Genomic DNA, 26,693 nt, shown 5'->3' on the forward strand with positions numbered 1-26,693 from the left:
CGGTTTATTGCTTACACTTTCGCAATTTTTTTGGCAATGCGATTAGAAACCCAGTTAATAATCATAACAATTACCAGTAACACAACTGCTGTTGCATATGCTTCGTCTGTATGAAATCCCTCGGATGACAATGCATACATATGATATGCAAGAGTACGTCCGGAATCCATTAACCAGGAAAGTCCTTTTCCACTTACTACTTCTGTAACGGTTCCTGCGGTATACATCAATGCTGCTGTCTCTCCTACAATACGTCCGATTGCAAGAATGACTCCGGAAAGAATTCCCGGTACTGCTGCCGGAAGTACAATTCGAAAAATTGTACGCACACGTCCTGCTCCCAGTCCAAAACTTCCCTCTCGGTAAGAATCCGGTACAGATTTTAATGCCTCTTCCGTGGTACGCATAATCAACGGCAAAATCATAATTGCCAAGGTTAATGCACCGGATAAAAGAGATAAACGGAATTTCAACGTTGTTACAAAAAACAACATACCGAACAAACCATATACGATAGATGGAATACCTGATAATGTTTCCGCTGTAATTCGCACAACTTTTACTATTTTATTTCCTTTTTTCGCATATTCCACCATATAGATGGCAGAGCCAATACCAATGGGAACTGCAATAATAAGTGTAACAATGGTAATTAACAGTGTATTAATCAATGCCGGCATTAAAGACACATTTTCACTGTTGTATTCCCATGCAAAAAGACTTGGTTTAATGTGTGGAATTCCATTCCACAAAATATGTACAATGAGGAAAAGCAATGCACTAAAGGTAATAAGTGCTGCTACCATTACTAATATAAACAATAGCCAGGACAAAGGTCCACGTTTTCCTTTACTGATTTTCTGATTTGTCATGCTTCATTCCTCCTGTTCAAAATTGAGAATAACAGGTTAATAATCAAAATAAATACAAACAGTACCACTCCTGTTGCTATCAATGCCTGACGATGTAAGTCTGCTGCATAACCCATTTCAATTACAATATTAGAAGTAAGTGTACGCACTCCCTGGAATATACTGTTTGGAATACGCGGCTGGTTTCCTGCTACCATAATGACTGCCATTGTTTCTCCGATTGCACGTCCGATTCCTAATATAACTCCTGCCATGATACCGGACTTTGCTGCCGGAACCACCGTAAAAAATACACTTCTTTCATGGGTTGCTCCCAATGCAAGTGCTCCTTCATAATAACTTTCCGGAACTGCACGAATCGCTGATTCACTGACTCCCACAATGGTTGGTAAAATCATTAGTCCCAGCAATAACGAAGCGGTAATTATACTGGTTCCTCTACACTCATATTTTGCAAACAGTTCTCGCATAAATGGTACTAATACCACCAAGCCAAAGAATCCATAGACAACGGATGGAATTCCTGCCAACAAATCTATTGCTGCTTTTAAGGGACCATAAATTTTTTTCGGGCAAAAACATGCCATAAAAACAGCTGTTAAAATACCAATCGGTACACCTACAATAATAGCTCCCGCAGTAATATAAATACTTCCTATAATCATAGGGAGAATTCCAAAAGATGCCGGAGAGTTATTTGGTGCCCACTTTGTACCTGTCAAAAACGAAAATAAGCCTATTTCCTTCATAGCAGGTATTCCATTTGCAAATAGGAATACACAGATTAGTAAAACGGCCAAAATAGATGTCAATGCTGCTATAAAAAATATAACATGCGCAAATGTTTCTTTTACTTTTTTTCCCATAATTACTCCTTCCATTTTTCGTGGTTGAAAGGGACTGCCGTATCAGCAGTCCCCCTCAAGGTTGGGATATCGAATAAAGGTGAACTTGGTAATTTTACCAAGTGGTTGTTTCACCTGTGAAGATTGCTTTAATCTGATCTGCTGTCATATCATCAACAGAATTATCATTATTTACAATTACTGCAATACCATCAATTGCGATAACTGTAGGTGTTAATGAGTTTTCACTATCTTTTAACTCTCTGGATGCCATTCCGATATCTGCGGTTCCATCCATAGCTGCCTGTAAACCTGTAGTAGAATCGCTCTGGTTGATTTCAATTTCTACATCGGAATTTACTTTTGCATATGCTTCTTTTAATTTTTCCATAACCGGTGTTACAGAAGAAGAACCTGCAATAACAACTTTTCCTTTTGCTCCGCTGTTTGCATATGCTTCTGCATTATCTACGGAAGCGATATATCCAGCATCTTCTACTACTTTCTGTCCTTCAGAGCTTAAAATGTAGTTAATGAAATCCTGAGCTGCATCGCTTGGAGTTCCGTTTGTTGCAATATTAAATGGACGAGAAATTTTGTATGTACCACTCTTGATGTTATCTACAGTAGCTTCTGCTCCGTCAATCTTTAATGCTTTTACCTTGTCATTTAAAGAACCAAGGGATACATAACCGATTGCACTTGGATCACTTGCTACATTTGATAAAACAATTTCTGTACTGTTTGCAATAGTTGCTTCTTCTGTTGTATTGTCTACTTTATTGCCATCAGCATCTTTTTCTTCGATTCCAAATAATTCAATGAATGCACCTCTTGTACCGGAACCATCTTCACGGGAGATTACATTGATTGTTCCTCCTGCATTAGAACTTCCTTCATCCGTATCTGCATTTGCATCTGCCTGTGTACTTGCATTGCTGTCATTTTTACTGTCTGTGTTGTTTGAACCGCACCCAACCATTGCGGTGGCTGTCATTGCCATAACCATAAGAGCTACGATGAGTTTCTTCATAATCTTTCTTCCTCTCTTTTACATTCATTTTCTTCTTTTTCTCATCAGTGGTTTTCCCGACTGCAAGAAAGAGTATAAAAGGCAAACGTAAAATATAAATACCAGATTATGAAAAATCTATGTAAAATCTTTGCAAAGAAACCGGAAAGATTCTGCTTTCAAGAGACAAAAAAACAGCGGGAACACTGAATACATCAATGTTTCCCGCTATTTTTATTATCTAATTTTTATTTTAGGGCTGTATTCCCAACACAATATCAATCAAAGACTTATCCAACATAATCGTCTTGTTCCATGGATTCACAATGATTCCTTTTATCCCTTTTACCTCCCGCGCAGACCTAAACAATTGCTCTATATCTGCTAAAAAGGTAGACATGACACTTCCCGAACCTTTCACTTCTTCCTCAAAACTGGTAAATACGGTCCACCACTGTTCGCCGTCCTGGGTTTTAACTGCCTGTACATTCAGTCCGGTATCTCCATTTTGTGGCTCAACTGCCACAATAAACTGTCCGTTTTCTTTCATACGCCGACGTATTACGGTAAGTGTATGCGCTAACATTTCCTGTGTCGATTCCTTTTGAAGTGCCACAATGGCTTCTTCTATCTTTTCATTACCTTGTAATCCTTTGTCAATTTTTCTCTCATTATTATTCATATGTTTTAAAATCCTTTCCTTAACTTCTTCTACTTATATCCCGTAACCGTTCTTCTAACTGCTTAGAACAGCAAATTAAGTGATATGTAACATCTGCCTGTTCATTTATAATAGGAATGATTTTCCTTCTGTGAAGTGCATTCCCTGAATATCTTGCAAGATTTGTAGTAAAACAAAGCAGTGTAGACGTTCGTACTAATTCCTGCATTTCAAACTCATTTTTCTGAATCAGGAAGCGGGAAGCCGGCATTTTTTGATAACAAAGCTCCGTCCAAAAACCAATTTCATCCCTTAATAAGCAGTTAAGTCCGTTTAGTTGCTCCATGGTCAATTCATCATATACCGCAAGTGCATGACCATTGGGAACACAAACAAATAACTGTTCCCTGACAAAAGGAATATCTATGATTCCCTCTTCCAAACATGGAAACGGCAGGATTCCTATCTGACACTTTCCGGCGAGTACATCACAAACCACCTCTGTGTTTGTGCAAAGCTTCGTGGAAATGGTATTCTCTGGATATTGCACGGACAACTTGGGCAACAACGTCCAAAGTGGTGCCGGAGCACAAGATTCAATGCTAATTGTGTGCAGACTTCTATCAAATGTCTGTACCATCTGAACTGCATTTTCTGCTTTCGTTAAAAGTTTTCTTGCATATGCTACTGCCTGTTTTCCTGTTTCACTTAACGCAATTTTATTTTTCCCTCACTCAAAGAGGACTACCCCAAAAGCTTTCTCCACATGACGCATGGTTCTGGTAATGGTAGGCTGGGAAATATGCATTACTTCTGCCGCCTTAGAAAGAGTCCCATTATCGGCAAAGGAAACAAATTGTTCCAATTCAACTAAATTCAACATTTTTGTTCCTCACTATTCATTATATGAAATGTATATTTCTTTTTTTCTATTGTGCATTATTAAAAAAGCTATGTAAACCATGAATTACAGGAAATGCAATTACTAAAGTATATTTCAAAATATGAAAAACAGGAGGATGATTCTATGGAATATGTAACATTAATCAACGGTGTAAAAATGCCAATATTAGGATATGGAGTATATCAGACTCCACCAGAAGACACAGAACGTTGTGTATTAGATGCTATTCAAGTTGGATACCGCAGCATCGATACTGCCCAGGCATATGGAAATAAAGAAGGAGTTGGAAATGCCATTGAAAAATGTGGACTTCCAAGCTATCCTGACCGCTCTCTTGACCTGGTTCACTTTATGGTACTCAAATCATGTCTTGGGGACCTTTTGCAGAAGGAAAAAATGACTATTTTAATACATCTGCTTTAAAAGAACTTGAAGCTCTCGATGGCGAACAGAGCCTCTTTTTCTCTCACTATGATCCTCAAGCCGTTGAATGGTTCATGAGCATTGTACAATTACATACCGGTTAGCGATTTGCCCGACTTCCACACTTCGGGCATACATCGCCACCCTTATACACATAACCGCAACGATAACAACATTTTACCTCATGTTCTTCCTTCGCCAGATAAGAAACTTTTCTGGATTCCGGTTTTTCCTGAAGATACTTTATAAACTCTCCTAATATGCGTGTAAATTCTTTCCATTCTTTACTCGGCACACCTACCGGAATCTTCGTTTTTTCTCCGTTTTTTTGTTGAATATAAACTCCCTTATTTAATAATCCGGTACTAAAGGAAATGTCTTTTATATTTAAAACCGGTATACATTCGCTACTAAACGTACTGTTGTAATATAAATGATCCGGCGTCAACAAAAAGCCTTCTCTCCCGGTTCCTTTATGAGTAGAATCGCATACCACTACCGGGAACTCATAGCGACTATGCTCAGAGGCATAGGTCTTTAATGCACAATTTACAATTGCCGCTTCTGCACCTTCCCATTCCCCGCGCATTGCCTGTCGCGCAGCATAGTAATGCAAACTAGAGGTATCTTTCAATTTTTCTGTAAATTCTCCCTTTAGCTTTTGTACTAACAACTCGCTTTCATCCGATTTAATTTTGGTAAGTCGCTTATCAATCATCTCTAAGGCATTACTCTTTATCTCCGGTAAAAACATTCCCTTTTCGATTTTTTCATATGCTTTCTGACCTTCTTCAAAAGTCATACTTGTAAGATTTGGACAGATTTTATCAATTGCTGCCTCATCTAATTTTTCCAGTCTATCATGCAGCTCCTGCAAAGGCTTTTCTGTATTTTCCTTAGAAAAATCAGGGCTCTGAAGTGTTTTCCAAATATGAAAAATCGCACCTCTGTCGTTCTTATTAACTCGATTCATCATCGTGGCAATTTCCTGACTTTCTGCCCTTTTTCTTTGCTCTTCTAATTTTTTTTCATACGGTGCGATATCTGCCTCTTTATATTGCGCTAATTTATCCCGAAACAGCTTATACCTCTTTCTATCCATATTAGCCGGCATATTGGCAATCAATGCCTCTGCCTCTTCCTGCGCTTTTTTATTTCTTAATTCATACAAAGGCGCAAGTATCGGCTCTTTCATTTCTGCCGGAATATCTGTTCTTTCTATTTCTTCTATACTTCGACACAATTGAGCATAGTTTCCCCTTTTTCCATTCTCAGCCCGTTTTTCCAACTCTTCCTTTTGATTCTTTTGTATATAGTTTTCTATCTTTTGTACATATTCCTGTTTATCCGCTTCCGGCAGTAATTTTTCTACTTTTACTTTTTCACGAAGCTCTTTTAACTGTCTTGGAGACATTCTCTCGATTACCTTCATCCGAGCCTCGTACTTTTGTCGTACCTTTTCCGCTTCTTTATCCTCTGGAGTGGCTCCTTTAACTTCTCCGTTTGTCTCTGCTTCAACTGCCTCTTCTATCTGTTTTTCCTTCTGAGACTTTTCCTCTTTTGGAATTTTACTATACTGTGCTTCTTCTGACTGTTGCAAATCTCTTTTGGATATTTTCGATGTTTCTTCCTTAGAAACACCTAATACCTTTCCCTTAGTGTTTCCCCCTGATGTATCTTTTTCATATATCTCTTTCTTGCATTTTCTCCCCTTAGAATTTTCTTTCTTAAGCTCCTTTTCCTCTTGTTCTCTTTCCCTCTCTATGACATGCTCCGGTTCCTTTTCCGGATTCTCTTCTTCGGCTTCTTCTCTCGTTGCAGCCGCTTCTTCCAAGCTCTCTTCTTCGGCTTCTTCTACTTCTTCCTCCGGTTCTTCCTTTGACTTTTTCTTGTTTCGTTCCCATTCATATTCATTAAACTTATAATTACTGGTCTTTTCTCCCTGGGCTCCCAATAATTCCTGATAATCTTCATAAGCATCCCGATCTTCGCCAAAATCTAAAAGATAAACATCTCCCTCACTCAACAATTTTCCTGGTCTTGGGGTATAGAAGCGATTGCAGGCATCACAGGCATATGCCCTTGCAAGATATACTCTCCCTTCTTCCGTTTCCACCAAGAACTCCTTATCCACAGGATAAACTACCATGTGCAGGTTTTTTCCACAATTTGGACACTGATAACCCACCATGTAAAAATTATTTCCGATTCTTTCGCTTTCCTGGGCTACCTGATCCGGTTCTTCCTTTTGAAAAGAAGTCTTTGTGATAACCCATTTCATATTGTGCCAAAGTCCCAGTTTTTCTTCTTCTAATTCTGCCTCTAGTTCTTCCTCACTTTTCTCTCCCGCCTCTAAGGCTGCCTGTACCACATCCTCATAGGTAATCTGTATTCCCTCCTGATAAAAGCGGAAATTATCATTTCGATATCCGGGTTCGACTTTTATCTCTTTTAATATCTCGGTAAATAATGCATTTAACTGTGCATAATCCTTGTCAACTCTTATTCCTTTAATCGTTCCCCATTTTCCAAAGGCATACAAAATCATATCCAGCACATTGGTAACTAATACATTTTTATCAATAGGCTGTATTGCTTCTTCTACAATAGGAATCTCTATCACGTTGGTATTTACTTTTCGATTATCAAAATTAAACACCAGGGAGCGCACTTCTCCCGGTAATATAAGAAAATTATTTAAAACCACAAACAACTCGTTCCATTTTACCGGTACTTCCATTGTCTGAATTAAACGTTCAAATGTATGTTTTAATTCTATATTGGCTTTTAGAAAAATCATATCTTTCATCCCCTTTTCATTCTGCCAACAGTTTAACACATTTTTAAAAAATTTAATATACCCCAGAATCAAATGACATTCTGCATTTTATGCCTATTTTAAAGTGAGAACTCATTTTTTCAACAAAAAAGAACGGCAAACCCTGCCGTTCCTTTCGTTTTTACTTATTTATTTAAAATTTTCTTCAAATCTTCTTCCGGTGTACTAATTGGAGAAATATGATATTGCTCTACTAAGAACTTCGTTACATTCTCAGAAAGAAATGCAGGAAGTGTTGGTCCTAAGTAAATATTCTGGATTCCCAAATGGAGCAATGTCAACAAAATACAAACCGCTTTCTGTTCATACCAGGAAAGTACCATAGATAGTGGCAACTCATTTACAGAACATTCAAAAGCTTCTGCCAAGGCAATTGCTACCTTGATTGCACTATATGCATCATTACACTGTCCCATATCCATAATTCTAGGAAGTCCTTTGATTGTGCCAAGATCCAAATCGTTAAAACGATACTTTCCACATGCTAATGTAAGAATTATAGAATCCTCTGGTGTCTGTTTTACAAAATCTGTATAGTAATTTCTTCCGACTCTTGCGCCATCGCAACCTCCTACCAAGAAGAAATGGCTGATTTCACCTGCTTTTACTGCATCAATCACTTGATCTGCCACACCTAATACCGTGCCATGACCAAATCCTGTCATCAGTTCACTTCCACCGTTAATTCCGGTGAAGGTTTTATTTTCAGAATATCCTCCCAGCTCTAAGGCTTTTTTGATTACCGGAGTGAAGTCTTTCTCAGCTCCAATATGCACCATTTCCGGATATGCTACAACTTCTGTGGTAAATACCCGATCTGCATAACTTTCCTTTACCGGCATCAAGCAGTTCGTAGTATACAAGATTGGAGCCGGTACATTATCAAATTCCTTCTGCTGATTCTGCCAGGCAGTTCCAAAGTTTCCCTTTAAATGTGGATATTGCTTCAACAATGGATAAGCATGTGCCGGCAACATTTCTCCATGGGTATATACATTAATTCCTTTGTCTTTTGTCTGTTCTAATAACAGCTTTAAGTCATATAAATCATGTCCGGTAATAATAATAAACGGTCCTTTTTCTACTTCTTTTGTTACTTTAGTTGGAACAGGTGTGCCAAATGTTTCTGTATTTGCACGGTCTAAAAGCTCCATACACTTCAAGTTGATTTTTCCAACCTCTAACACCATCGGTATTAAATCTTCCTGTTCCCATTCATTTCCAATAATGGATAATGCCTGGTAAAAGAACTCATTTACTTCTTCGTCAGAATATCCTAATACCCATGCATGATAAGCATAAGCAGCCATTCCTCTAATGCCAAAAAGGATTAAGGACTTCAGGGAACGAATATCTTCGTTCGCCTCCCACAACTCTTTCATATTATAATCAGAAGTATTTCCGCAAGGTTCTGCACAACTACTACAATTTGGTACAATTCGTGCCTTTTCTTCATGTACCTTCTGAATCATTTCTTCCAATACCTGGTCGTGAAAGTTTACATTGGTAATGGTAGTAAATAATCCTTCTATGATAATTTCGGTTGTTTTATTTGTATGCGGATTATTTCCACAAGACTTTGCCAATCCAATTAATGCCCCTGTTAACTCATCCTGAAGATTTGCTGTCTTTGCTGACTTTCCACAAACTCCCTGTGCCCCTGTACATCCGCTACATCCTGCGGTCTGTTCACATTGAAAACAAAACATTTGCTGATTCATTTTTGTACTCCTTTTTCTCTTTTCTCTATCTTTTTTTACATTTCGCTTAAAATTCTTCCGTCAGTGGAAACTGTAACCACACGCCATGGAATAAATTTTCCACTGTTTTGCAATGCACTCTTTGCTGCATGTTCGATTCCACCGCAACATGGCACTTCCATTCGCACTACGGTAACACTCTTAATATCATTATTAGAAATAATTTCTGTTAATTTTTCTGCATATTCCACCATATCCAGTTTGGGACATCCGATGAGCGTTATCCTTCCTTTGATAAAACGATTATGGAAGTCCCCATAGGCATATGCCGTACAATCTGCTGCTATCAATAAATCTGCTCCCTGAAAATATGGTGCATTCACCGGTGCTAACTTAATCTGTACCGGCCACTGAGATAACTGTGAAGTTACAGGTGTTGCTGCTGCATTTGCAGTTGTTTCTCTTTTTAACTGTCTCGATTGTGTTCCCGGACATCCGCATGGCAATGGTTTTTTCTGTTCTTCCTGTCTTTTCTTCATATTTGCTTTCACTGCCTCTTCATCATAAGCAGCTGCCTCACGTTCCACAAATCGAATGGCTCCTGTTGGGCAGGTTGGCAGACAATCTCCCAAGCCATCACAATAATCATCTCTTAAAAGTTTTGCCTTACCATCTATGATTCCAATTGCACCCTCATGACAGGCTTGGGCACAAATTCCACATCCATTACATTTTTCTTCGTCAATCTCTATTACTCTTCTTACCATTTTATTTCCTCCTTGATATTCTTGACTTTATGCTTTGATTATAATAGAATGTTTCTAACATTTCTGTTGTTTTTACAACACTATAAAAATTTTTAAAGGAAAACTATGGAAAAATATTTAACACTTTTAAGTAACACCACACTTTTTACCGGTATCGCAAAAGAAGATATCTCTTCCATGCTCACCTGCCTTTCTGCACACATGGCTACTTACAAAAAGGGAGAATTTATTCTGCATACCGGAAACACCATACATGAAGTGGGAATGGTTTTATCCGGTTCTGCTCTAATTATCAAGGAGGACTTTTGGGGCAATCGTTCTATTTTATCGGAGGTTTCCAGTGGCTTTCTTTTCGCCGAAACCTATGCCTGCATTGGCACTGTACCCTTGGAAGTCAGCGTTGTAGCTTCTTCTGATTGTGAAATTCTTTTTCTGGATTTTCATAAAATATTGACTACCTGTTCTTCCACCTGCCAGTTCCATACCAAACTGATTCACAATCTGTTGGCAACTTTGGCTCAGAAGAACTTGACCCTTACCCGCAAATTGGAACACATGTCCCAAAAAACTACCCGGGATAAATTGCTGTCTTATCTTTCCGGGGAATCACTGAAAGCCAAAAGTCCTTCCTTTTCCATTCCATTTAACCGACAACAGCTGGCTGACTATTTATCGGTAGACCGCAGTGCTATGTCAAATGAATTGGGAAAATTAAAAAAAGAAGGTATTCTAACCTATGACAAAAATACTTTTATTTTAAAGGAGAATTTTCATGAATAACAATAATGAACTTTTATTAAAAATGATTGCCTACGATGCAAAAGACCCGAAACGTATTCAACATTTTCTGAAAGTATATGAATTTGCTAAAATAATTGGGGAATCCGAAGGACTGGATGCTAAGACACAGCACATTTTAGAGACTGCTGCAATCGTCCACGATATTGGTATAAAAAATGCCGAAGCAAAGTTCGGCAATTGTAGTGGAAAGCTTCAGGAACAGGAAGGTCCTTCCCCTGCAGGAGAACTATTATCCTCTCTTTCCTATGATCCAGATGTAATTGAACGAGTCTGCTACCTGGTAGCCCACCACCATACCTACACAAACGTAGATGGTTTAGACTATCAGATTCTTTTAGAAGCAGATTTTCTCGTAAATCTGTATGAGGACGGCGCAAATACCTCTGCCATCTCTCATGCTTTAGAACATATCTTTCAAACAGATACGGGTATCCATATCTGCAAGACCATGTTTCTGTAATTTTTAGAATGAATCAGGGAATACATACCACTTGGAACCTGATTTGTATACGGTAAGGTATTCGGTATCTTCATTCCATTCTTTGTAATAAGTATCGTAATATTTATATGTAACTTCTACCTGACGCATTTCGGAAATATTTACGTCTACGCCTGTTTCTTCTTTTATTCCCTCCAGGCCTTCACGCAGTTCCGCCTTTGTCATCTTGTCCTGTTCTTCAACCTTGATATCTTTTACCTTACCATAATCCTCATAACTATAGCTTACTGCTTCTTCCATAGCATCTGCAATATCATCTTTTTCATAGCCACTTGTCTCTTCTAATGCTTTTATCATAGAATCTGTACATGTGGCATCCAGTAAGGTATCTCCATCTTTATCACAGATTGCTTCATAATATTCCTTTACTGCCTTTTCTACAGAACCACTTCCACCAGTAACTAACTGGAATACCAGATAAATCACGCCTAATGCCACTACTACAATTCCTACTAATAAAATTGCCGCCTTTGCCGGAAATTTAGCGGTTGTTGCTGGTTGCTGATAAATATAACTTTGATCTAGCTGTGCATAACTCTGTTGCTGCTGTTGTGTTTCCTGTCCCCCTGTTGTGGCTGGGTTCTGCTGCACTTCCTGCTCTACACCTGCTACATTCTGTTGCTGTGTTTCCTGTCCCCCTGTTGTGGCTGGGTTCTGCTGCACTTCCTGCTCTACACCTGCTACATTCTGTTGCTGTGTTTCCTGTTCTGCTGCTGCAACGTTCTGTTGCATTTTCTGCGCTACTGCTGCTGGATTCTGCTGTACTTCCTGTTCCCCTGTTGTGGCTGGGTTCTGCTGTACCTCCTGCTCTACTGCCGCAACGTTCTGCTGTACTCCCTGTGGTGCTCCACATTTCGTACAAAACTTATCCTGGTCAGATAGCTGACTTCCACAATTGATACAATATTTCATTCTTTTTCCTCCGCCTTTTCTATCCCTGTACTCTATCAAAAAAGAATTCCTCATACTCTGGGGAATTCTTTTCTATATGCATTCTGTTCTAGTTGTTGTTCTTAATTAAAATTCAATGTCTTCTAAGTCTTCATCCTTAACACCAGCATCTTTTGCTGCGTCTTCGAATGCCTGTACATGATCTTCTACATCTTTCTGAAGTTCTGTTGCTTTGTCAGAAATTTCTGTTGCTCTATCTGTATCAGCATTTTCCGGATCTGCCATCATATCAGAAAGCTCTTCCATATAACCTGCAAGTTCTTCCATGTCTTTCTTGATTTCTTTTCCTTCTTTGGTTTTCATATCCATATCGTCTACAATATCAGAGAAATCTGCTAAATCTTCCATATCCTGGAATGCATCTCCCATTTCACTGATTGCCTTAACATCATCTAAATATTGCTGTTTAGAATCTCCACATGCTGTTAATGTAGCAAAAGACATTGCTAAAACCATACCAACTACTAAACTTTTTTTTCTCATAACTCTAAGTCCCTCTCTTATTTTATCTTATTTTTGCAAAGTGCTAATTTAGTTTAACATACTTTTTTGTCTGTTGCAATAGGAAAGCCCGGAATTTTGTCGATTTTTTATCTTTTTTTGTTATATTCTTACTCTTTTTCTCCTGTTAATTCCGCTAATGAATGGAAAATATAACCCATTTCTTCCCATTTTGTCAAAAGTTCATCCAAAATCTCTCCATTGGTTTTGGAGGTATTATGTAACAATACAATGGCTCCCGGATGTACCCGCTTTAACAACTTATCAAAGGCTTCTTCATGACTTGGCTGACTATCCACATTCCAATCCACATAAGCAAGACTCCAGAAAAACGTCTTATATCCTAATTCTTTTGCTATTTTTAAATTATTTTCACTGTATTTTCCCTGTGGCGGACGATAATATTTTTTCATCGGTTCTCCAATGGTCTGCTGGTACAATGTCTCCAGCTCGCCTAATTCCTTTGCAAAAGCCTCCTTATCCATTGCCGACATATCCGGATGATGATAACTGTGATTTCCCACAATATGACCTTCCTCTAACATTCGCTTTACCAAATCGGGACTGGTTGATAAATAATTTCCTACTATAAAAAAAGTACCCTTTGCATTATGCTTTTTTAATGCATCCAAAATTGCCGGTGTGTTTCCGTTTTCATATCCGCAATCAAATGTTAAATACAACACCTTCTCCTGTGTATCTTTTGCATAATATGCATTATATTTTGCCATCTCTTCTATGGAAGCGTTTGCCACTGGAAGTTTTCCTTCCTCCTGAAAACTCAATCCCCAATTTCCTTCTGATGACTGTATTGCCGATGTTCCTGTCACATCTACCACTTTTGCTGCAAAATGTCCCACAAAAAAAGCAGCCACAAAAATCACTACTATTTTTACCAGACTTTTTTTCTTATCAGGTTTCACATGCAAACTCCCTGTTTTTTTCTACTATTATATTCTGTTATTCCTACAAATATTATTGGTATATCTATAGAAAAACTGCTATAATATGGGGGAATTCATAACTAGGAGGTATTATATTATGACCCATAAGATTGATACTGTCATCTTTGACTTAGATGGTACTTTATTAAATACACTGACAGACTTAACCAATAGCGTAAATTATGCTATGGAACAATATCATTTTCCTACTCATTCGGAAGATGCTGTACGCCGCATGGTAGGAAACGGCATTTATGTATTATTTGAACAGGCAATTCCAGATGGTCGAAACTTTCCAGAATACGATGCCTGTGTAAAAACATTTCAAGAACATTATGAAGCTCATAAAAAAGACTTCACCCGCCCTTTCCCCGGCATCTTAGAATTATTAAAACAATTATCTCAAGACGGTTATAAACTGGCAATTGTCTCTAATAAATTTGATCAGGCTGTAAAAGAATTATGCAAAGACTTTTTTACTCCATATATTACAACTGCTATCGGAGAATCCCAGTCCATTGCAAGAAAACCTGCACCGGATACTGTCTTTGAAGCAATGAAAGAACTGGGGTCTACCCCTGACACCTGCATCTATGTGGGAGACTCAGATGTAGATATTGCTACTGCCAAAAATTCCGGCATTCCATGTATCAGTGTTACCTGGGGCTTCCGTGATCAGGATTTTCTTATTCAACATGGGGGAACTCATTTTGCCCATCATGCTGATGATATTCCCACACTTCTTACAAATTGGAACTAATCCGTAACAAAAATAGAAAAGGGGTATTCTTTTATGAAACACAAAAATGGTTGGAAACAAATGATACTTTTTTGCCTTACCGCACTCCTACTGCTTTCTCCCATATCTGCACAGGCGCGAGCCGGAGGTGGTGGTAGCAGCAGTAGCAGCAGCGGTGGTGGAGGTGGTAGCAGTAGCAGCAGTCATTCCAGTAACTATGATGACCACAATTACAGACGTTCCTCTCGTGGAAGATACTCCAACAACCCTATGAGCAGCGTAATACAATATGCTATTTTTATCTGTATTGCAAGTGGTGGTACCATTGTCTTTTTCTATCATCGCAAAAAAGCACGGCTTATAAGTAAACATCGTATGACTGAATTTGCAAAATACGGATATAACTGGGATTACAAAGAAATACAGCAGCGGGTAGAACAAGCCTACTTCCAAATTCAGGAATGTTGGCGTCGCCAAGATGCCGACTATGCTGCTACCTATTTAAGTCCATCTTTGTTAGATGACTTTCGTATGAAACTAGAATGGATGGATACCAGAAATGAGCAGGTTGTTCAAGAACAAGTCCAACTTTTAAGTGCCGATCCGGTCTATGTTGATGACCATGAGGGCACCGAACAAGATCAAATCTGGTATCTCATCCACGGCAAAATGATTGGTTATTATATTGACAAAGACACAAAACTTTGTATTCGTGGCAATACAAATCCAGAGAGTTTTTACGAATACTGGCGTTTTATTTATTTAAATAACAACTGGGTATTAGACGAAATACGCCAAAAAGATGAACTGGATATCCGTCAATTCTCCAATTTGTAATTTACTCTCTTTCTTTTACCATTTTAAACATTTGTACACGGTTTCGGATTCCCAACTTGCGATAGATATTTAAAATGTGCTTCTTTAAGGTATTTACACTAATGGACAACTCCTCACATAACTGGTTGTTGTCCTTTCCCTGCATCAACAAACGTAAAATTGTATGTTCCCGCTTCGTAAGACCATATTTCTCTGCCGCTTCTGTAACCGTTAATTTTTCCTGTCCGTTATTACACTCCTGACGGTCACGATACAATCGATATGCCAAATGATCCTTCAGCAAATCTAATAGAAAAATATCATCATACTGAAAATTATCCTTGCCTATGGTTCGATAAAATGTAATTACGCCTAAAAATTCTTTATCTTTTCCCAATATCATCTGAAGTGAATAGTGCCAATTATTGGGTCGATATACTTTCTTATAATATTCTGTTTCCATTCTTTTTTCATCTGAAATAATATCTGTTTCACGATAAACAAGACTCTTTCCACTATACATAATCCCTCGGCTGCTTCCCAATTCCTCATAATTTTCCGACTGATCTTCGTCACAATTGTACATTACCGGAGCTATTAATTTTCCTTCTTCTTCCTTGGAAGCCAAATAGAAATCCGCACTGTCAAAATCCAGCACCATCTTCATTTGCTCTAATAATTGTTGGCGCATCGTCAAAGGATTTTCCGTTGTATAAATTTTATAAATAATACTGTTTAATATCATCCAGTCATTGGTTTCTAATGTTTTCATGAAGAATATCACCCTTTCTCTAATAACGTATAAAAGGAGCCTGAGATATTCTCAGACTCCTTCGTCATCCTTATTATTGTATACCATTTTTGTTATTAAATCAAGTCACTAATTTAATCCTCTAAACCCTTTTCCGATAATTTCACTACTATTTGTAATCATCATGAATGCCATTGGCTGGTTCATTTTAATGAAATTTCGTAACTGCACTGCCTGACTTCGTTTCATAACAGTAAGAATCACATATTTTTGTCGATGCGTGTAAGTTCCTTCTGCCTTAAATATGGTGGCACTTCGCTTCAACTCCTGATGAATAAAATCACAGATTGGCTCCGGATCATCACAAACAATGGTAAAATATTTACACAAGTTAATATTTTCAATGGCACTATCAATCACCAATGATTTTGCCAACAACCCACATAAGGAACACAGTCCGGTCTGTGCGTCAAAGATAAAGCATGCCGCAACCGTAATTAACAAATCCACCAAAAACAATGCAGTTCCAATATTAACCGGAGTATACTTTTTTAATATCATAGCTAAAATGTCTGTACCACCACCGCTGGCACCGATATTAAAAAGGATTGCAGAACTCACTGCCGGAAGCACAATCGCAAAAATCAACTCCAATACCGGTTCATTTGTCAATGGCTTAGACATCGGATACATTTTTTCTAAAGCACTTAATCCCACAGAGGTTAAGATACTTACATATACCGTCTTAATACCAAAACTTTTCCCAAGAAATATAAATCCAAATACCAAAAGAAGCATATTAATAACAAAGTTAAGGGTACCTGCGGTAAAGGGTGTCACAGCACTCAATACTACCGCCATACCTGTTACTCCACCAAAGGAAAAATGATTGGGAAACTTGAAAAAATACACTCCAACAACCAATATCAATGATGCCGCCGTAATTAGTGCATAATCAATTATTGTTCTTCGTACTTTCCATTTTTCCATAACTAACTTCCTCCACCCTTGGGTACTTCTTCTGTTCATTTGGTCTTGCCAAATCCGGTATCTATCTTAGCATATTTTTTTTCATTTGCATATTAATTTTCATCGTTTTTATGAAAAATTTTCATAATTACCATCTCTGCAAAACGGTGCCAGTTCCATTCGCACAAACCAGCCTCTTTCATGCTCACAGACGGGACATTGATTCGGTGCTTCCTTTCCTTCAAAAATGTACCCGCAATTTAAACAAATCCACTTTGTCTCTACCTTTGAAACAAAGAGTTGATTTTCCTCCAATAACTTTGCAAAAGCTCCGAATCGATCTCCGTGTAATTTTTCAACTTCCGCTATTTTTTCAAAATAAAAAGCAACCTTGTGAAATCCCTCTTCCTTTGCTATCTCCCCGAAATGTTTATATACATCATCATGCTCTTCATACTCATTGTGTTGCGCCATTTTCATTAAATCTGCAATATTCGGACTAATATCCACCGGATACCCGCCTTCAATATGAATAGTTTCTCCCGCTAATGTTTGCAATTGATTATAAAACACCTGTGCATGCGCCCGCTCCTGGTCTGCGGTTAATTGAAATACTTGCTCCACAACATACAATCCCTGCTTTCTTGCCTGGTATGCTGCAAACGTATAACGGTTTCTTGCCTGACTTTCTCCTGCAAATGCCCGCATTAAATTTTTCATTGTCTCGCTTTGCTTAAATTCTGTTTCCATAAATTTCCCTGCCTTTCATATTATTTCCATAATATGTTGTGCAAAAAAAGAAACTTTATACCGCCTCTATCCATTCTATCAGTTGTTCTGCCCGTTGCCTCCAGGTATGCTTCTTTTCTACCTCTGCCTTTCCTTTTAAAACAATCTCTTCTCTTTCCTTTGGAACTGCTAATAAGTGTTTTACTATCTCCGGTAATTCCGCTAAATGATTACGGTCATAATAACAGATTCCTACCCCTTCCGGTAAACACTCTCGCAAATATCTACTGTCATCACTTACCGAAACTGCTCCATTTAATATGCTGCTAAAAATCCGATCATGCGCTCCATCCTTAAACTCCGGCATCACATTTAGAGAAATTTTTGCCTGTTGCATTAGTTCCAAGCAAGTTCTGGTATCCGTCTGTGGATGAATTTTTAAAAGTTCCGGATGCTTACTCTCTAACTTCTCCCATCCATCTCCTACTGCTTCTACTGAAACTTCTGCGTCCAACAGTGTTCGTACTACATTGCCTCTTCGTACATTTCGCACATACAAATCAATAAAATTCATATGCGTCAGAACCTCTGCAAAATCCTTATCGGAAATGGTCCCCATTTCATCCAGACAACATTCTTTCGCCACTTCTTCCAATGTCTTTTCCGACTCTGCTAATGCTCTGTCAATAATCTTATGATAAAACTGCGTGTATTCCTCATCAATTCGTTCAATATATGTATTAAACTTCTCCGGTGCCTGATAATTTCCTGTAAACAATACCGGAATTTCTCGTTTTTCCTTTTGTTCTTCCTTTTGCTCTTCCGGTTGTTTCTCCGGTTGTTCCTCCGGTTGTTTCTCCGGTCGTTTCTCCGGCATCCTCATTCCTGCAAGTGGAAGAAATCCACAAACCTTCACATCAAGATAATAGTTTTCCACATACTGAATGTGTTTTTTGTCGATTCCTATGTAATGATAATTTTTTATTGGATGACTCAAATGATTATGGTAATACAACGGATGATCCACCAAAATATTGTAAACCGGAATTTGAAACTGCTCCCATATATATCCTTGCTGTGGGCGATATAACAAATCCTCTTGGCTCAATCCAATGTGATTAAAAGTTATCAGAACCGTTTCTTTGGGCTTTAAAAATCTCTTTAACCTGGAAAAACAAGTCTCCGATTCCTTCAAATCATAATAAAACACTTTATAGCCTTTCTCTTCAAAAACATTTCCTAATTCTTTTGAAAAATAAGTAAGTGTTTCCACTCCTCCAGTCATTAATACAATTCTAGATGGCATTTTTCCCCTTCTTTTCTTAATTTGCTTTTCTTCGTGCCTCCTGCCGGTCAAATGCATGTATCCAATCTGCCTTAAAATAATACGTCAGAAAAATAATAGAACTTAACGACCAGGTCAATGGATATGCCCAAAATACCGTCTGGATTACCGGTATAAACTTTACTGCTATGGTAATATAGGTAATTCGAATAATACACCAACAGACTAACATTACCATCATTGGAACCGTTGACTTTCCCGCACCTCTGAAAATGGCTGCTAAACAATGGGATAACGCCAACAGAAAATAAAATAATGTTACTGTTCTTGCCTGAGTTGTTCCATACCGAATAACATCTTGCGTACTATCAAAGGCACCTACCAATTGAGGAATAACTATAAACAATAACGCACCAATTAACTCTGCCATGGTAATACAGCAAATAATCCCAAATCTGGCTCCTTTTTTTGCACGTTCATACTGCTTTGCACCAAGATTTTGACTTATGAATGTTGTTAATGACATTGCAAAACAGTTAATCGGTAAAAATCCAAATCCCTCTATCTTTGCATATGCACCGCAACCAGCCACTGCCGCTGCCCCAAATGCATTAATATTAGATTGTACCACAACATTTGCCAGAGCAATAATGGAATTCTGTACTCCTGCCGGTAAACCGTTGGATATAATCTGACTCATCATATTTCCATGAAAACGAATCTTTTTTATCTGTACGCGGTATTCTTCCTTACTTCTTAATAAACGAACAGCACAAAGAATCGCACTTAATATCTGGGAAATAATTGTAGCTGCCGCTGCTGCTCCTACTCCCATTTTAAATACAGCAATAAAGAGTAAATCCAGCCCGATGTTTGTTATAGAAGAAATAATTAAGTAAATGAGTGGATGCTTACTATCCCCTACTGACTGCAAAATTCCCACGAAAATATTATACATAACAAATCCCAAAGAACCTGCAAAATAAATTCGGAAATACAATATGGAGTTAGGAAGTACTGACTCTGGGGTTCCCATCCATTGCAAAATATATGGTGTTGCCAACATTCCTACGACAGTCAGAACAACTCCTGCCACCAATCCAAATGCCACTAATGTATGTACTGCTTTTTCTAATTCTTCTAGCTTACGCGCACCAAAATACCGGGCAATAACAACTCCCGCTCCCATGGCAATTCCATTAAAAAAACCTACCATCAAAAAAATGAGATTCCCTGATGAACTTACCGCAGCTAATGCATCACTGCCGATAAAATTTCCTACTATCAGGGAATCTGCTGTATTGTATAACTGTTGAAAAAGGTTACCCAGAAAAATCGGCACTGCAAATGCAATGATTTTTTTCCAAATTGTCCCCTCCGTCAATAATGTTGTTGTCTTCGTATCTTTCACTTCTGTTACCTACCTTTTGATTACTCCCCCTATTACTTATCTATACTACGAAAAAACTTTATGAAATCTCTAACTTACAATCTCCACGCATCTTCAATGGACATTCATAAACGTTTTCTCCATTACTCTTTCCTATGTACGAAATCGGACATTTGCGACAATCACCCTTGGTAAACTCTATCGGTACCTCAAACTCCAATTTTGCTGTTTTAAACCCACTTACCGCTTCTGCTTCTTTAATATTCTTCCAACTCAACGTCTGCCCGCAAACACATCGTTCCATTCCCTTAGCTACCGGTCGACTACATGCCGGACAAGAATAATACGTTTGCTCCATCTCACCTTTTGTCTCGATTACTTCTGCCGAAAATTGTCTAATTAATTGCTCTCGCAATTCTTCTGTCATCATACATTATCATCCTTTTCTATTTTATTTTCTAGTTCTAATGTACTATTTTGTGACTGTTCCCATTATATCACACAAAATTCTAGACAGCAATATAAGGATTTAATGATTAATTTCTTGCAATAATTCTTGCATTTTTTCTTTCATCTTATCCAAAATACTAGTATTGGCTTCTTCTGACTCTAAGGTATCACTAGCATGTGCAGAAACTTCCTCGGAAATTGCAGAAATCGTTTGAATGGAATCTACAATCTCATTATTTGCTTCTTTTAATTCTACAATATGGTTCATTAAATCTTTTGCACTATCCCGTATGGCATATGTATTGTTTTGAATTTCTGAAAAACTGTCGGCTGTATTTGCTGCACCCTGTTTTTCTTCATCAATTCCTGCTATCATTTGATGAATTACTTCCACAACTTCACTAATGGCACCGGAAACATTATTAATAAGTGCTGTAATTTGCTCTGTTGCATCCTGTGTCTGGGTTGCCATCCCTGAGATTTCCGTTGCAACTACCGCAAATCCCTTACCCGCTTCTCCTGCTCGCGCTGCTTCTATGCTTGCATTCAATGATAAAAGACTGGTCTGAGAAGTAATTCCACTTATTAACTCAACAATAGAATTCATTTCTGCCATATACTTATCCAGGGTCTGTAACTTTTCTGCAACATCGGCTCCGTTTTGTACAGACTTTTCCACCATTTGAACCATAATTTTAACGTCTTGATTTCCACGTTCCAATACATTCAGCGTTTCATGCATACTTTCCGTAATGTTATCCGCTGCTTCATTGACCATATTTACCCTATTTTGAATAGCTTCTGTCTGCAAAAGCTGTTTTTGTACTGCCTCTGCCGTATCATTGGTTCCAACTGTAACTTCCTTCATAGCATCCTGTGTTACACTTGAAGCTTCATTTAACTTATCTAACTCCACATGAATATCTTCAATTCCACTCTCCATCTTTTGTGATAATTCTGAGATATTATTTAATAATAATTCTGTTTTTCCCTGCGCTTTTTTTATTGCTTCTACTTTATTTTTATTATTGATATTCAAAACCTGTGCAGACATGAAAGAATAAATACCTATTAATATCATAACTATCACTTGAATAATGGCAGAGTCTAATCCTGTATATCCAAATTTTCCCGTATTTGCCCCAACGATTACAACAATAAAACTTTCTAAAACCGTTCCTATATTAATTAACAATGAATATCGCGCATCATTATAAATGGTAATTAAAAGAATCATTGGTATTACAAAAACAAATACCATATTATTGGTTGATGTAAACAATGCAACCGTATAAAAAATAGCAAAACCGATTGCCATAAAATGTTTTACCATAGATGTTTCATGATTTTGCTTCCAAAATACATACTCCGCAATAATTGGTGCAATCCCCAAAATACTTATTATTAATACATAAATTCCTGTTTGCCGCCCCGCAACAGCCTGAAGAATGCAAAATATAATCATTACAGCAGTATCAATTGCATGTGCTATCATTGCTACCTTATTATTTCTCTCCAATTCCGTATTTACTTTTTCATCCATAGTTTTACCTTCTCCATTCACCCATTATAGTTGTTACTTACCTTATTCCTAATATATTGTAATTTTATCACAAAGGTATATAATTATCACTATTTTTTTATTCTTTTACATATATTTTCATTATTCTGTGCAAAAATCGTATTATTTTCCTTATACTATATCTTACATTATATTTTTATAGAACAAATAGTCCGCTCGCTGGACTCTTTCGCGTCCGAGCTGTGTCATTTATGACTAATTTCATCTATGACTAATTTCATCTCCGCGAGGTGTGCCTCCTTAGCAAAGCGTTTTTATGCAATAGGACGCAATTTCCTATTGTGATTAGGGTGTCAAAAGGTCACTGACCTTTGATATATATTTGTACCTTGAAAACTTAACACGATGTATCAAATCATAATTATTCTGAGGGCACTGAAAAAGTAGATAATACCGTCTATATTTGGTACAATGTATCTATCAAATATAGGCGGTGTTTTTATGATCGAACAACAGCAGAAATTGGTGCTAAGTCCATGCATGGAAATATATGAATTAGTAATCCCGAAAGATAATCTTCTCCGACAGATAAAAGAATTGGTTGATTTTAGCTTTATTTAGGATGAATTGCTTGCTAATTATTGTCTGGATAACGGACGAAATGCAGTTCCACCTATCCGAATGTTTAAATATCTGCTTTTAAAATCAATTTATGATTTATCAGGTGTTGATGTGGTTGAACGTTCTAAATACGATATGTCTTTTAAATATTTTTTGGACATGGCTCCAGAAGATGAAGTTATAAATCCAAGTTCATTGACAAAATTTCGGAAGCTGCGTTTAAAGGATATGAATCTTTTGGATATGCTGATTGCCAAAACAATTCAGTTGGCATTAGAAAAAGGAATTATTAAGTCAAAATCCATTATTGTGGATGCTACGCATACAAAATCAAGATACAATCAAAAGACACCACGTCAAGTACTCCAGGAACAATCAAAAAAACTGCGCCGTAGCATCTATGAGATTGATGAAACAATGAAAGAAAAATTTCCTGATAAAAACACAGAGGATTCTTTAGAAAAAGAACTAAAATACTGTAAACAGCTTATTGATGTTGTAAAAGGAAATGAAGAAATTTGCAGTTATCCAAAAGTGCAGGAAAAATTAAATCTACTAGAAGAATCTGTCACTGATGACATGGAACATTTAGAAACTTCAAAGGATGAAGATGCAAAAACTGGTCATAAGACAGCCGACACTTCATTCTTTGGATATAAAACACACATAGCAATGACAGAAGAACGGATCATCACAGCTGCCACAATCACCAGCGGCGAAAAAACAGATGGCAAAGAACTGCCAAAACTTGTACAAAAAAGTAAAGCTGTTGGGATACAGATTGAATCAGTCATTGGAGATATGGCTTATTCTGAAAAGAAAAATATCGAGGCAGCAAAAGAATGTGGTTATGAACTGATAGCAAAATTAAATCCGGTTATTACACAAGGTAACCGAAGAAAGGAAGATGAGTTTGAATTTAATAAAGATGCCGGAATGTATCAGTGTAAAGCCGGACATTTAGCCATTCATAAATATTTCGATAAAAGGAAAAAAGATAAAAAAAACAAAAAACCACGTATGGTCTATTTTTTTGATATTGAAAAATGTAAATGTTGTCCGTATCGTGATGGCTGTTACAAAGAAGGAGCCAAAAAGAAAACATACACAGAAACAATCATTTGCGATTCCCAAAGTGAACAGGTTAAATTTCAGGAAACTGAGCATTTCAAAGAAAAAATGCGGAAACGCTATAAAATAGAAGCTAAGAACAGCGAACTAAAACATCGGCATGGTTATGACGTAGCGTCATCATCAGGTCTTATTTGTATGGAAATGCAAGGAGCAATGACGATCTTTGCAGTAAATCTTAAGAGAATAATTAAATTAATGAATGAAAAATAAGAACTTTGTCCGAAAAAGACAAGCAATTTATATTTCGCCTAACAAAAAATCCACCAGAATCATAAAAACTCTGATGGATTTTTTCTTTTTTATTAAAGTCAAAATAAAAATGGTATGTTTTTCAGTGCCCTCCATCCGAGCCTGGCAGAATGAAATGATTGCAAAAGATTATTCCAATTCCTACCTAGACAGGATGCAGAATATGATCACCGCACTTTTCAATTATGCAGTGGACTACTTCAACTTAGCTGAGAATCCCTGTCACAAGGCGGGCAGAATGGGTAAGCGTGAGGTTGTGGTAAACTTCTGGACAAAGGAAGAATTCGACCGGATACTGGCTGCAATGGAAGATGATCCTACCGCACATGTTTCGTTTTCACTACTGTACTACTCCGGTATCCGTTTTGGAGAATTCCTCGCTTTGACACCGAAAGACTTTGATTTCGAAAAGAATACCCTCGACATCACCAAAAGTCTTCAGCGGATTAAAAAGCAGGATGTGGTTACACCACCAAAAACGCCGAAAAGTATCCGGAACATCATCATACCGGACTTTGTAATGAACGAAGTCAAAGATTATATGTCAAAGCTTTATGATTTGAAAGATACGGACAGGGTCTTACCCTTCACCAAATCCTATATCAATAATGCGATGGCAAGGGCTTGCAAGAAAAGCGGAGTGAAAAAGATTAGTATCCACGACATCCGTCACTCACACGCCAGCTATCTTATCAACTTGGGCTGCGCACCACTACTCATTTCAGAACGGTTAGGGCACAAAAAGGTACCGACCACCTTAAGCACCTACTCCCACTTGTATCCGAATAAGCATCAGGAAGTGGTGGATATGATGCAGAGACAGCACACGTTGGAAACAGTAGCTGCCGGTGCATCTGAAGCCTCAGATAAACCTGAAAAGAATCCACAACCCCAGAACACAAAGTTCAAAGTCGTAAGTCCAAAGGATAAAATAAGCCCACAGCAAGTCCACGAGAATGACTTAAGCCCATGCGTCGGCTTCGCCGGACGCACATAAAAAGGCTCAACCCCTTGTAAACAAAGGGCTGAGCCAATTAAGTCAATTGATACTCTAAGAGTATTTAATTACTCGATAACTGTAGCAACACGTCCTGATCCTACAGTACGTCCACCTTCACGAATAGCGAATGTAAGACCCTGCTCCATAGCTACTGGATGAATCAATTCGATTGTCATTTCTACGTTATCTCCTGGCATACACATTTCGATACCAGCTGGTAATTCACAAACACCAGTTACGTCTGTTGTTCTGAAGTAGAACTGTGGACGATAGTTGTTAAAGAATGGAGTATGACGTCCACCTTCGTCTTTTGTTAAAACGTAAACCTGAGCTGTAAATTTGTGATGACATGTTACAGTACCTGGTTTAGCAAGAACCTGTCCACGAACGATCTGATCACGGTTAACACCACGAAGTAAAGCACCGATGTTATCACCAGCCTGAGCTTCGTCTAACTGCTTACGGAACATTTCGATACCTGTTACAACAGTCTTCTGAACTTCATCCTTAACACCAAGGATTTCAAGTTCTTCGTTCAAGTGAAGAGTACCTCTTTCTACTCTACCAGTAGCAACTGTACCACGTCCTGTAATTGTGAATACGTCTTCGACTGGCATTAAGAAAGGCTTATCTGTATCACGCTGTGGATCTGGGATATAGCTATCTACAGTATCCATTAATTCCATAATCTTGTCGCCCCATTCTCCGTTAGGATCTTCAAGAGCTTTTAAAGCAGAACCTTTGATGATTGGACAATCTGTGAATCCATATTCTTCAAGCTGTTCTGTAACTTCCATTTCTACTAATTCGATTAATTCTTCGTCGTCTACCATATCACATTTGTTCAAGAATACAACAATGTAAGGTACACCTACCTGACGGGATAATAAGATATGCTCTTTTGTCTGAGCCATAACACCGTCAGTAGCAGCTACTACTAAGATAGCTCCGTCCATCTGTGCAGCACCAGTAATCATGTTCTTTACATAGTCAGCATGGCCTGGGCAGTCAACGTGTGCATAATGTCTATGCTCTGTTTCATACTCAACGTGAGCTGTAGAGATAGTGATACCTCTTTCTCTTTCTTCTGGAGCTTTATCGATGTTTTCGAAATCTGTTGCTTCATTTCCTGCAACTCTTGCAGCAAGTACTTTTGTGATAGCTGCTGTTAAAGTTGTTTTACCATGGTCAACGTGACCAATGGTTCCGATATTACAATGTGGTTTGTTTCTTTCAAATTTAGCTTTAGCCATTTTATAACGTCCTCCTTAATTTTATGCCCCTTAGGGCGATCTTCTATAATTGCACTCATTTACATA

26 protein-coding genes and 1 pseudogene are annotated in these 26,693 nt (G+C 37.9%); 7 read left to right on the forward strand and 20 right to left on the reverse strand.

Going from position 1 to position 26,693, the window contains the following annotated elements:
- Nucleotides 1–11: 11 nt before the first annotated feature.
- From pstA to KQI83_RS16870, 6 genes are all read right to left on the reverse strand, one after another.
- Nucleotides 12–872 (reverse strand): phosphate ABC transporter permease PstA, encoded by an 861-nt coding sequence (gene pstA / locus KQI83_RS14715; protein WP_216559626.1) that lies wholly within the window; start codon nt 870–872, stop codon nt 12–14.
- Nucleotides 869–1,738 (reverse strand): phosphate ABC transporter permease subunit PstC, encoded by an 870-nt coding sequence (gene pstC, locus KQI83_RS14720; RefSeq protein WP_216559630.1) that lies wholly within the window; start codon nt 1,736–1,738, stop codon nt 869–871. Before pstC ends, pstA begins: the two co-directional genes overlap by 4 nt.
- A 94-nt stretch (nt 1,739–1,832) precedes the next feature.
- The gene (locus tag KQI83_RS14725; RefSeq protein WP_216559632.1) at nt 1,833–2,750 is read right to left on the reverse strand and encodes a substrate-binding domain-containing protein; all 918 of its coding nucleotides are present in this window, start codon (nt 2,748–2,750) and stop codon (nt 1,833–1,835) included.
- Between the two features lie 232 nt (nt 2,751–2,982).
- A complete protein-coding gene (locus KQI83_RS14730; RefSeq protein WP_216559634.1) occupies nt 2,983–3,411 on the reverse strand; it encodes an SseB family protein in 429 nt (142 codons plus the stop codon).
- A 19-nt stretch (nt 3,412–3,430) separates the two neighbouring features.
- Nucleotides 3,431–4,030 (reverse strand): substrate-binding domain-containing protein, encoded by a 600-nt coding sequence (locus KQI83_RS14735; RefSeq protein ID WP_253295642.1) that lies wholly within the window; start codon nt 4,028–4,030, stop codon nt 3,431–3,433.
- A 90-nt stretch (nt 4,031–4,120) separates the two neighbouring features.
- Entirely contained in the window at nt 4,121–4,273 is a 153-nt protein-coding gene (locus KQI83_RS16870) for a LysR family transcriptional regulator (RefSeq protein ID WP_253295643.1), read from the reverse strand.
- A 144-nt stretch (nt 4,274–4,417) separates the two neighbouring features.
- Here KQI83_RS16870 and KQI83_RS17140 point away from each other — a divergent pair, with 144 nt between their 5' ends.
- Nucleotides 4,418–4,717, forward strand: coding sequence for a hypothetical protein (locus KQI83_RS17140; RefSeq protein WP_330622448.1), 300 nt, complete (start codon nt 4,418–4,420; stop codon nt 4,715–4,717).
- Between the two features lie 100 nt (nt 4,718–4,817).
- Here the strand turns inward: KQI83_RS17140 and KQI83_RS14745 are convergent, their stop codons facing one another.
- The 3 genes from KQI83_RS14745 to KQI83_RS14755 form a co-directional block, all read right to left on the reverse strand.
- Nucleotides 4,818–7,517 carry a hypothetical protein gene (locus tag KQI83_RS14745; RefSeq protein ID WP_216559636.1) on the reverse strand — a complete coding sequence of 900 codons (2,700 nt, stop codon included), beginning with the start codon at nt 7,515–7,517 and terminating at the stop codon, nt 4,818–4,820.
- Between the two features lie 164 nt (nt 7,518–7,681).
- A complete protein-coding gene (gene hcp, locus KQI83_RS14750; RefSeq protein ID WP_216559638.1) occupies nt 7,682–9,277 on the reverse strand; it encodes a hydroxylamine reductase in 1,596 nt (531 codons plus the stop codon).
- Between the two features lie 35 nt (nt 9,278–9,312).
- Nucleotides 9,313–10,023 carry a 4Fe-4S binding protein gene (locus tag KQI83_RS14755; protein ID WP_216559640.1) on the reverse strand — a complete coding sequence of 237 codons (711 nt, stop codon included), beginning with the start codon at nt 10,021–10,023 and terminating at the stop codon, nt 9,313–9,315.
- Between the two features lie 105 nt (nt 10,024–10,128).
- Between KQI83_RS14755 and KQI83_RS14760 the strand changes: the two genes are divergently transcribed.
- On the forward strand, nt 10,129–10,803 hold the full coding sequence (locus tag KQI83_RS14760; RefSeq protein WP_216559642.1) for a Crp/Fnr family transcriptional regulator: 675 nt from the start codon (nt 10,129–10,131) through the stop codon (nt 10,801–10,803).
- The gene (locus KQI83_RS14765; RefSeq protein WP_216559644.1) at nt 10,796–11,284 is read left to right on the forward strand and encodes an HD domain-containing protein; all 489 of its coding nucleotides are present in this window, start codon (nt 10,796–10,798) and stop codon (nt 11,282–11,284) included. Before KQI83_RS14760 ends, KQI83_RS14765 begins: the two co-directional genes overlap by 8 nt.
- A gap of 3 nt (nt 11,285–11,287) precedes the next feature.
- On the opposite strand, the gene KQI83_RS14770 is transcribed toward KQI83_RS14765, so the two are convergent.
- From KQI83_RS14770 to pdaA, 3 genes are all read right to left on the reverse strand, one after another.
- Nucleotides 11,288–12,235, reverse strand: a complete 948-nt coding sequence (locus KQI83_RS14770; RefSeq protein WP_216559646.1) for a zinc ribbon domain-containing protein — start codon at nt 12,233–12,235, stop codon at nt 11,288–11,290.
- A 105-nt stretch (nt 12,236–12,340) separates the two neighbouring features.
- Nucleotides 12,341–12,757, reverse strand: coding sequence for a hypothetical protein (locus KQI83_RS14775; RefSeq protein ID WP_216559647.1), 417 nt, complete (start codon nt 12,755–12,757; stop codon nt 12,341–12,343).
- A 128-nt stretch (nt 12,758–12,885) separates the two neighbouring features.
- Complete coding sequence (gene pdaA, locus KQI83_RS14780; RefSeq protein ID WP_216559649.1) at nt 12,886–13,698, reverse strand: delta-lactam-biosynthetic de-N-acetylase; 813 nt, start codon at nt 13,696–13,698, stop codon at nt 12,886–12,888.
- Nucleotides 13,699–13,816: 118 nt separating this feature from the next.
- On the opposite strand from pdaA, the gene KQI83_RS14785 reads away from it, so the two are divergent.
- Nucleotides 13,817–14,479: an HAD family hydrolase gene (locus KQI83_RS14785; RefSeq protein ID WP_216559651.1), complete on the forward strand. Its 663-nt coding sequence runs from the start codon at nt 13,817–13,819 to the stop codon at nt 14,477–14,479.
- A 33-nt stretch (nt 14,480–14,512) separates the two neighbouring features.
- A complete protein-coding gene (locus KQI83_RS14790; protein WP_216559653.1) occupies nt 14,513–15,295 on the forward strand; it encodes a Tim44 domain-containing protein in 783 nt (260 codons plus the stop codon).
- A gap of 1 nt (nt 15,296) precedes the next feature.
- Here KQI83_RS14790 and KQI83_RS14795 read toward each other — a convergent pair whose 3' ends face one another.
- The 7 genes from KQI83_RS14795 to KQI83_RS14825 all read right to left on the reverse strand — a co-directional run bounded on the left by KQI83_RS14795 (nt 15,297) and on the right by KQI83_RS14825 (nt 22,391).
- Complete coding sequence (locus KQI83_RS14795; protein ID WP_216559655.1) at nt 15,297–16,046, reverse strand: LuxR C-terminal-related transcriptional regulator; 750 nt, start codon at nt 16,044–16,046, stop codon at nt 15,297–15,299.
- 108 nt (nt 16,047–16,154) lie between these two features.
- Entirely contained in the window at nt 16,155–17,015 is an 861-nt protein-coding gene (locus KQI83_RS14800) for a YitT family protein (protein WP_216559657.1), read from the reverse strand.
- 108 nt (nt 17,016–17,123) lie between these two features.
- Nucleotides 17,124–17,744 (reverse strand): rubrerythrin, encoded by a 621-nt coding sequence (gene rbr, locus KQI83_RS14805; protein ID WP_216559659.1) that lies wholly within the window; start codon nt 17,742–17,744, stop codon nt 17,124–17,126.
- 55 nt (nt 17,745–17,799) lie between these two features.
- Complete coding sequence (locus tag KQI83_RS14810) at nt 17,800–19,029, reverse strand: glycosyltransferase (RefSeq protein ID WP_216559661.1); 1,230 nt, start codon at nt 19,027–19,029, stop codon at nt 17,800–17,802.
- Nucleotides 19,030–19,045: 16 nt separating this feature from the next.
- Nucleotides 19,046–20,419: an MATE family efflux transporter gene (locus KQI83_RS14815; RefSeq protein ID WP_216559663.1), complete on the reverse strand. Its 1,374-nt coding sequence runs from the start codon at nt 20,417–20,419 to the stop codon at nt 19,046–19,048.
- 58 nt (nt 20,420–20,477) lie between these two features.
- Nucleotides 20,478–20,828: a hypothetical protein gene (locus tag KQI83_RS14820; RefSeq protein WP_253295644.1), complete on the reverse strand. Its 351-nt coding sequence runs from the start codon at nt 20,826–20,828 to the stop codon at nt 20,478–20,480.
- A 99-nt stretch (nt 20,829–20,927) separates the two neighbouring features.
- Nucleotides 20,928–22,391, reverse strand: coding sequence for a methyl-accepting chemotaxis protein (locus KQI83_RS14825; protein WP_216559665.1), 1,464 nt, complete (start codon nt 22,389–22,391; stop codon nt 20,928–20,930).
- Between the two features lie 480 nt (nt 22,392–22,871).
- On the opposite strand from KQI83_RS14825, the pseudogene KQI83_RS14830 reads away from it, so the two are divergent.
- Both KQI83_RS14830 and KQI83_RS14835 read left to right on the forward strand, forming a co-directional pair.
- Nucleotides 22,872–24,335 (forward strand): annotated as a pseudogene (locus KQI83_RS14830) (IS1182 family transposase).
- Nucleotides 24,325–25,371: a site-specific integrase gene (locus KQI83_RS14835; RefSeq protein ID WP_216559666.1), complete on the forward strand. Its 1,047-nt coding sequence runs from the start codon at nt 24,325–24,327 to the stop codon at nt 25,369–25,371. The pseudogene KQI83_RS14830 and the gene KQI83_RS14835 overlap by 11 nt, the downstream one beginning before the upstream one ends.
- A gap of 68 nt (nt 25,372–25,439) precedes the next feature.
- Here KQI83_RS14835 and tuf read toward each other — a convergent pair whose 3' ends face one another.
- The gene (tuf, locus tag KQI83_RS14840; protein ID WP_216559668.1) at nt 25,440–26,627 is read right to left on the reverse strand and encodes an elongation factor Tu; all 1,188 of its coding nucleotides are present in this window, start codon (nt 26,625–26,627) and stop codon (nt 25,440–25,442) included.
- Nucleotides 26,628–26,693: the final 66 nt, after the last annotated feature.

The organism is Roseburia sp. MSJ-14 (genome assembly GCF_018918225.1).
In the GTDB taxonomy this organism is placed as follows: domain Bacteria; phylum Bacillota; class Clostridia; order Lachnospirales; family Lachnospiraceae; genus Petralouisia.

Bases quoted from the DNA above. Each gene is read 5' to 3' on its own strand.
- pstA (WP_216559626.1), bottom strand. From the start codon at position 872: ATGACAAATCAGAAAATCAGTAAAGGAAAACGTGGACCTTTGTCCTGG.
- pstC (WP_216559630.1), bottom strand. From the start codon at position 1,738: ATGGGAAAAAAAGTAAAAGAAACATTTGCGCATGTTATATTTTTTATA.
- KQI83_RS14725 (WP_216559632.1), bottom strand. From the start codon at position 2,750: ATGAAGAAACTCATCGTAGCTCTTATGGTTATGGCAATGACAGCCACC.
- KQI83_RS14730 (WP_216559634.1), bottom strand. From the start codon at position 3,411: ATGAATAATAATGAGAGAAAAATTGACAAAGGATTACAAGGTAATGAA.
- KQI83_RS14735 (WP_253295642.1), bottom strand. From the start codon at position 4,030: ATGGTACAGACATTTGATAGAAGTCTGCACACAATTAGCATTGAATCT.
- KQI83_RS16870 (WP_253295643.1), bottom strand. From the start codon at position 4,273: ATGTTGAATTTAGTTGAATTGGAACAATTTGTTTCCTTTGCCGATAAT.
- KQI83_RS17140 (WP_330622448.1), top strand. From the start codon at position 4,418: ATGGAATATGTAACATTAATCAACGGTGTAAAAATGCCAATATTAGGA.
- KQI83_RS14745 (WP_216559636.1), bottom strand. From the start codon at position 7,517: ATGATTTTTCTAAAAGCCAATATAGAATTAAAACATACATTTGAACGT.
- hcp (WP_216559638.1), bottom strand. From the start codon at position 9,277: ATGAATCAGCAAATGTTTTGTTTTCAATGTGAACAGACCGCAGGATGT.
- KQI83_RS14755 (WP_216559640.1), bottom strand. From the start codon at position 10,023: ATGGTAAGAAGAGTAATAGAGATTGACGAAGAAAAATGTAATGGATGT.
- KQI83_RS14760 (WP_216559642.1), top strand. From the start codon at position 10,129: ATGGAAAAATATTTAACACTTTTAAGTAACACCACACTTTTTACCGGT.
- KQI83_RS14765 (WP_216559644.1), top strand. From the start codon at position 10,796: ATGAATAACAATAATGAACTTTTATTAAAAATGATTGCCTACGATGCA.
- KQI83_RS14770 (WP_216559646.1), bottom strand. From the start codon at position 12,235: ATGAAATATTGTATCAATTGTGGAAGTCAGCTATCTGACCAGGATAAG.
- KQI83_RS14775 (WP_216559647.1), bottom strand. From the start codon at position 12,757: ATGAGAAAAAAAAGTTTAGTAGTTGGTATGGTTTTAGCAATGTCTTTT.
- KQI83_RS14785 (WP_216559651.1), top strand. From the start codon at position 13,817: ATGACCCATAAGATTGATACTGTCATCTTTGACTTAGATGGTACTTTA.
- KQI83_RS14790 (WP_216559653.1), top strand. From the start codon at position 14,513: ATGAAACACAAAAATGGTTGGAAACAAATGATACTTTTTTGCCTTACC.
- KQI83_RS14795 (WP_216559655.1), bottom strand. From the start codon at position 16,046: ATGAAAACATTAGAAACCAATGACTGGATGATATTAAACAGTATTATT.
- KQI83_RS14800 (WP_216559657.1), bottom strand. From the start codon at position 17,015: ATGGAAAAATGGAAAGTACGAAGAACAATAATTGATTATGCACTAATT.
- rbr (WP_216559659.1), bottom strand. From the start codon at position 17,744: ATGGAAACAGAATTTAAGCAAAGCGAGACAATGAAAAATTTAATGCGG.
- KQI83_RS14810 (WP_216559661.1), bottom strand. From the start codon at position 19,029: ATGCCATCTAGAATTGTATTAATGACTGGAGGAGTGGAAACACTTACT.
- KQI83_RS14820 (WP_253295644.1), bottom strand. From the start codon at position 20,828: ATGATGACAGAAGAATTGCGAGAGCAATTAATTAGACAATTTTCGGCA.
- KQI83_RS14825 (WP_216559665.1), bottom strand. From the start codon at position 22,391: ATGGATGAAAAAGTAAATACGGAATTGGAGAGAAATAATAAGGTAGCA.
- KQI83_RS14835 (WP_216559666.1), top strand. From the start codon at position 24,325: ATGAAAAATAAGAACTTTGTCCGAAAAAGACAAGCAATTTATATTTCG.
- tuf (WP_216559668.1), bottom strand. From the start codon at position 26,627: ATGGCTAAAGCTAAATTTGAAAGAAACAAACCACATTGTAATATCGGA.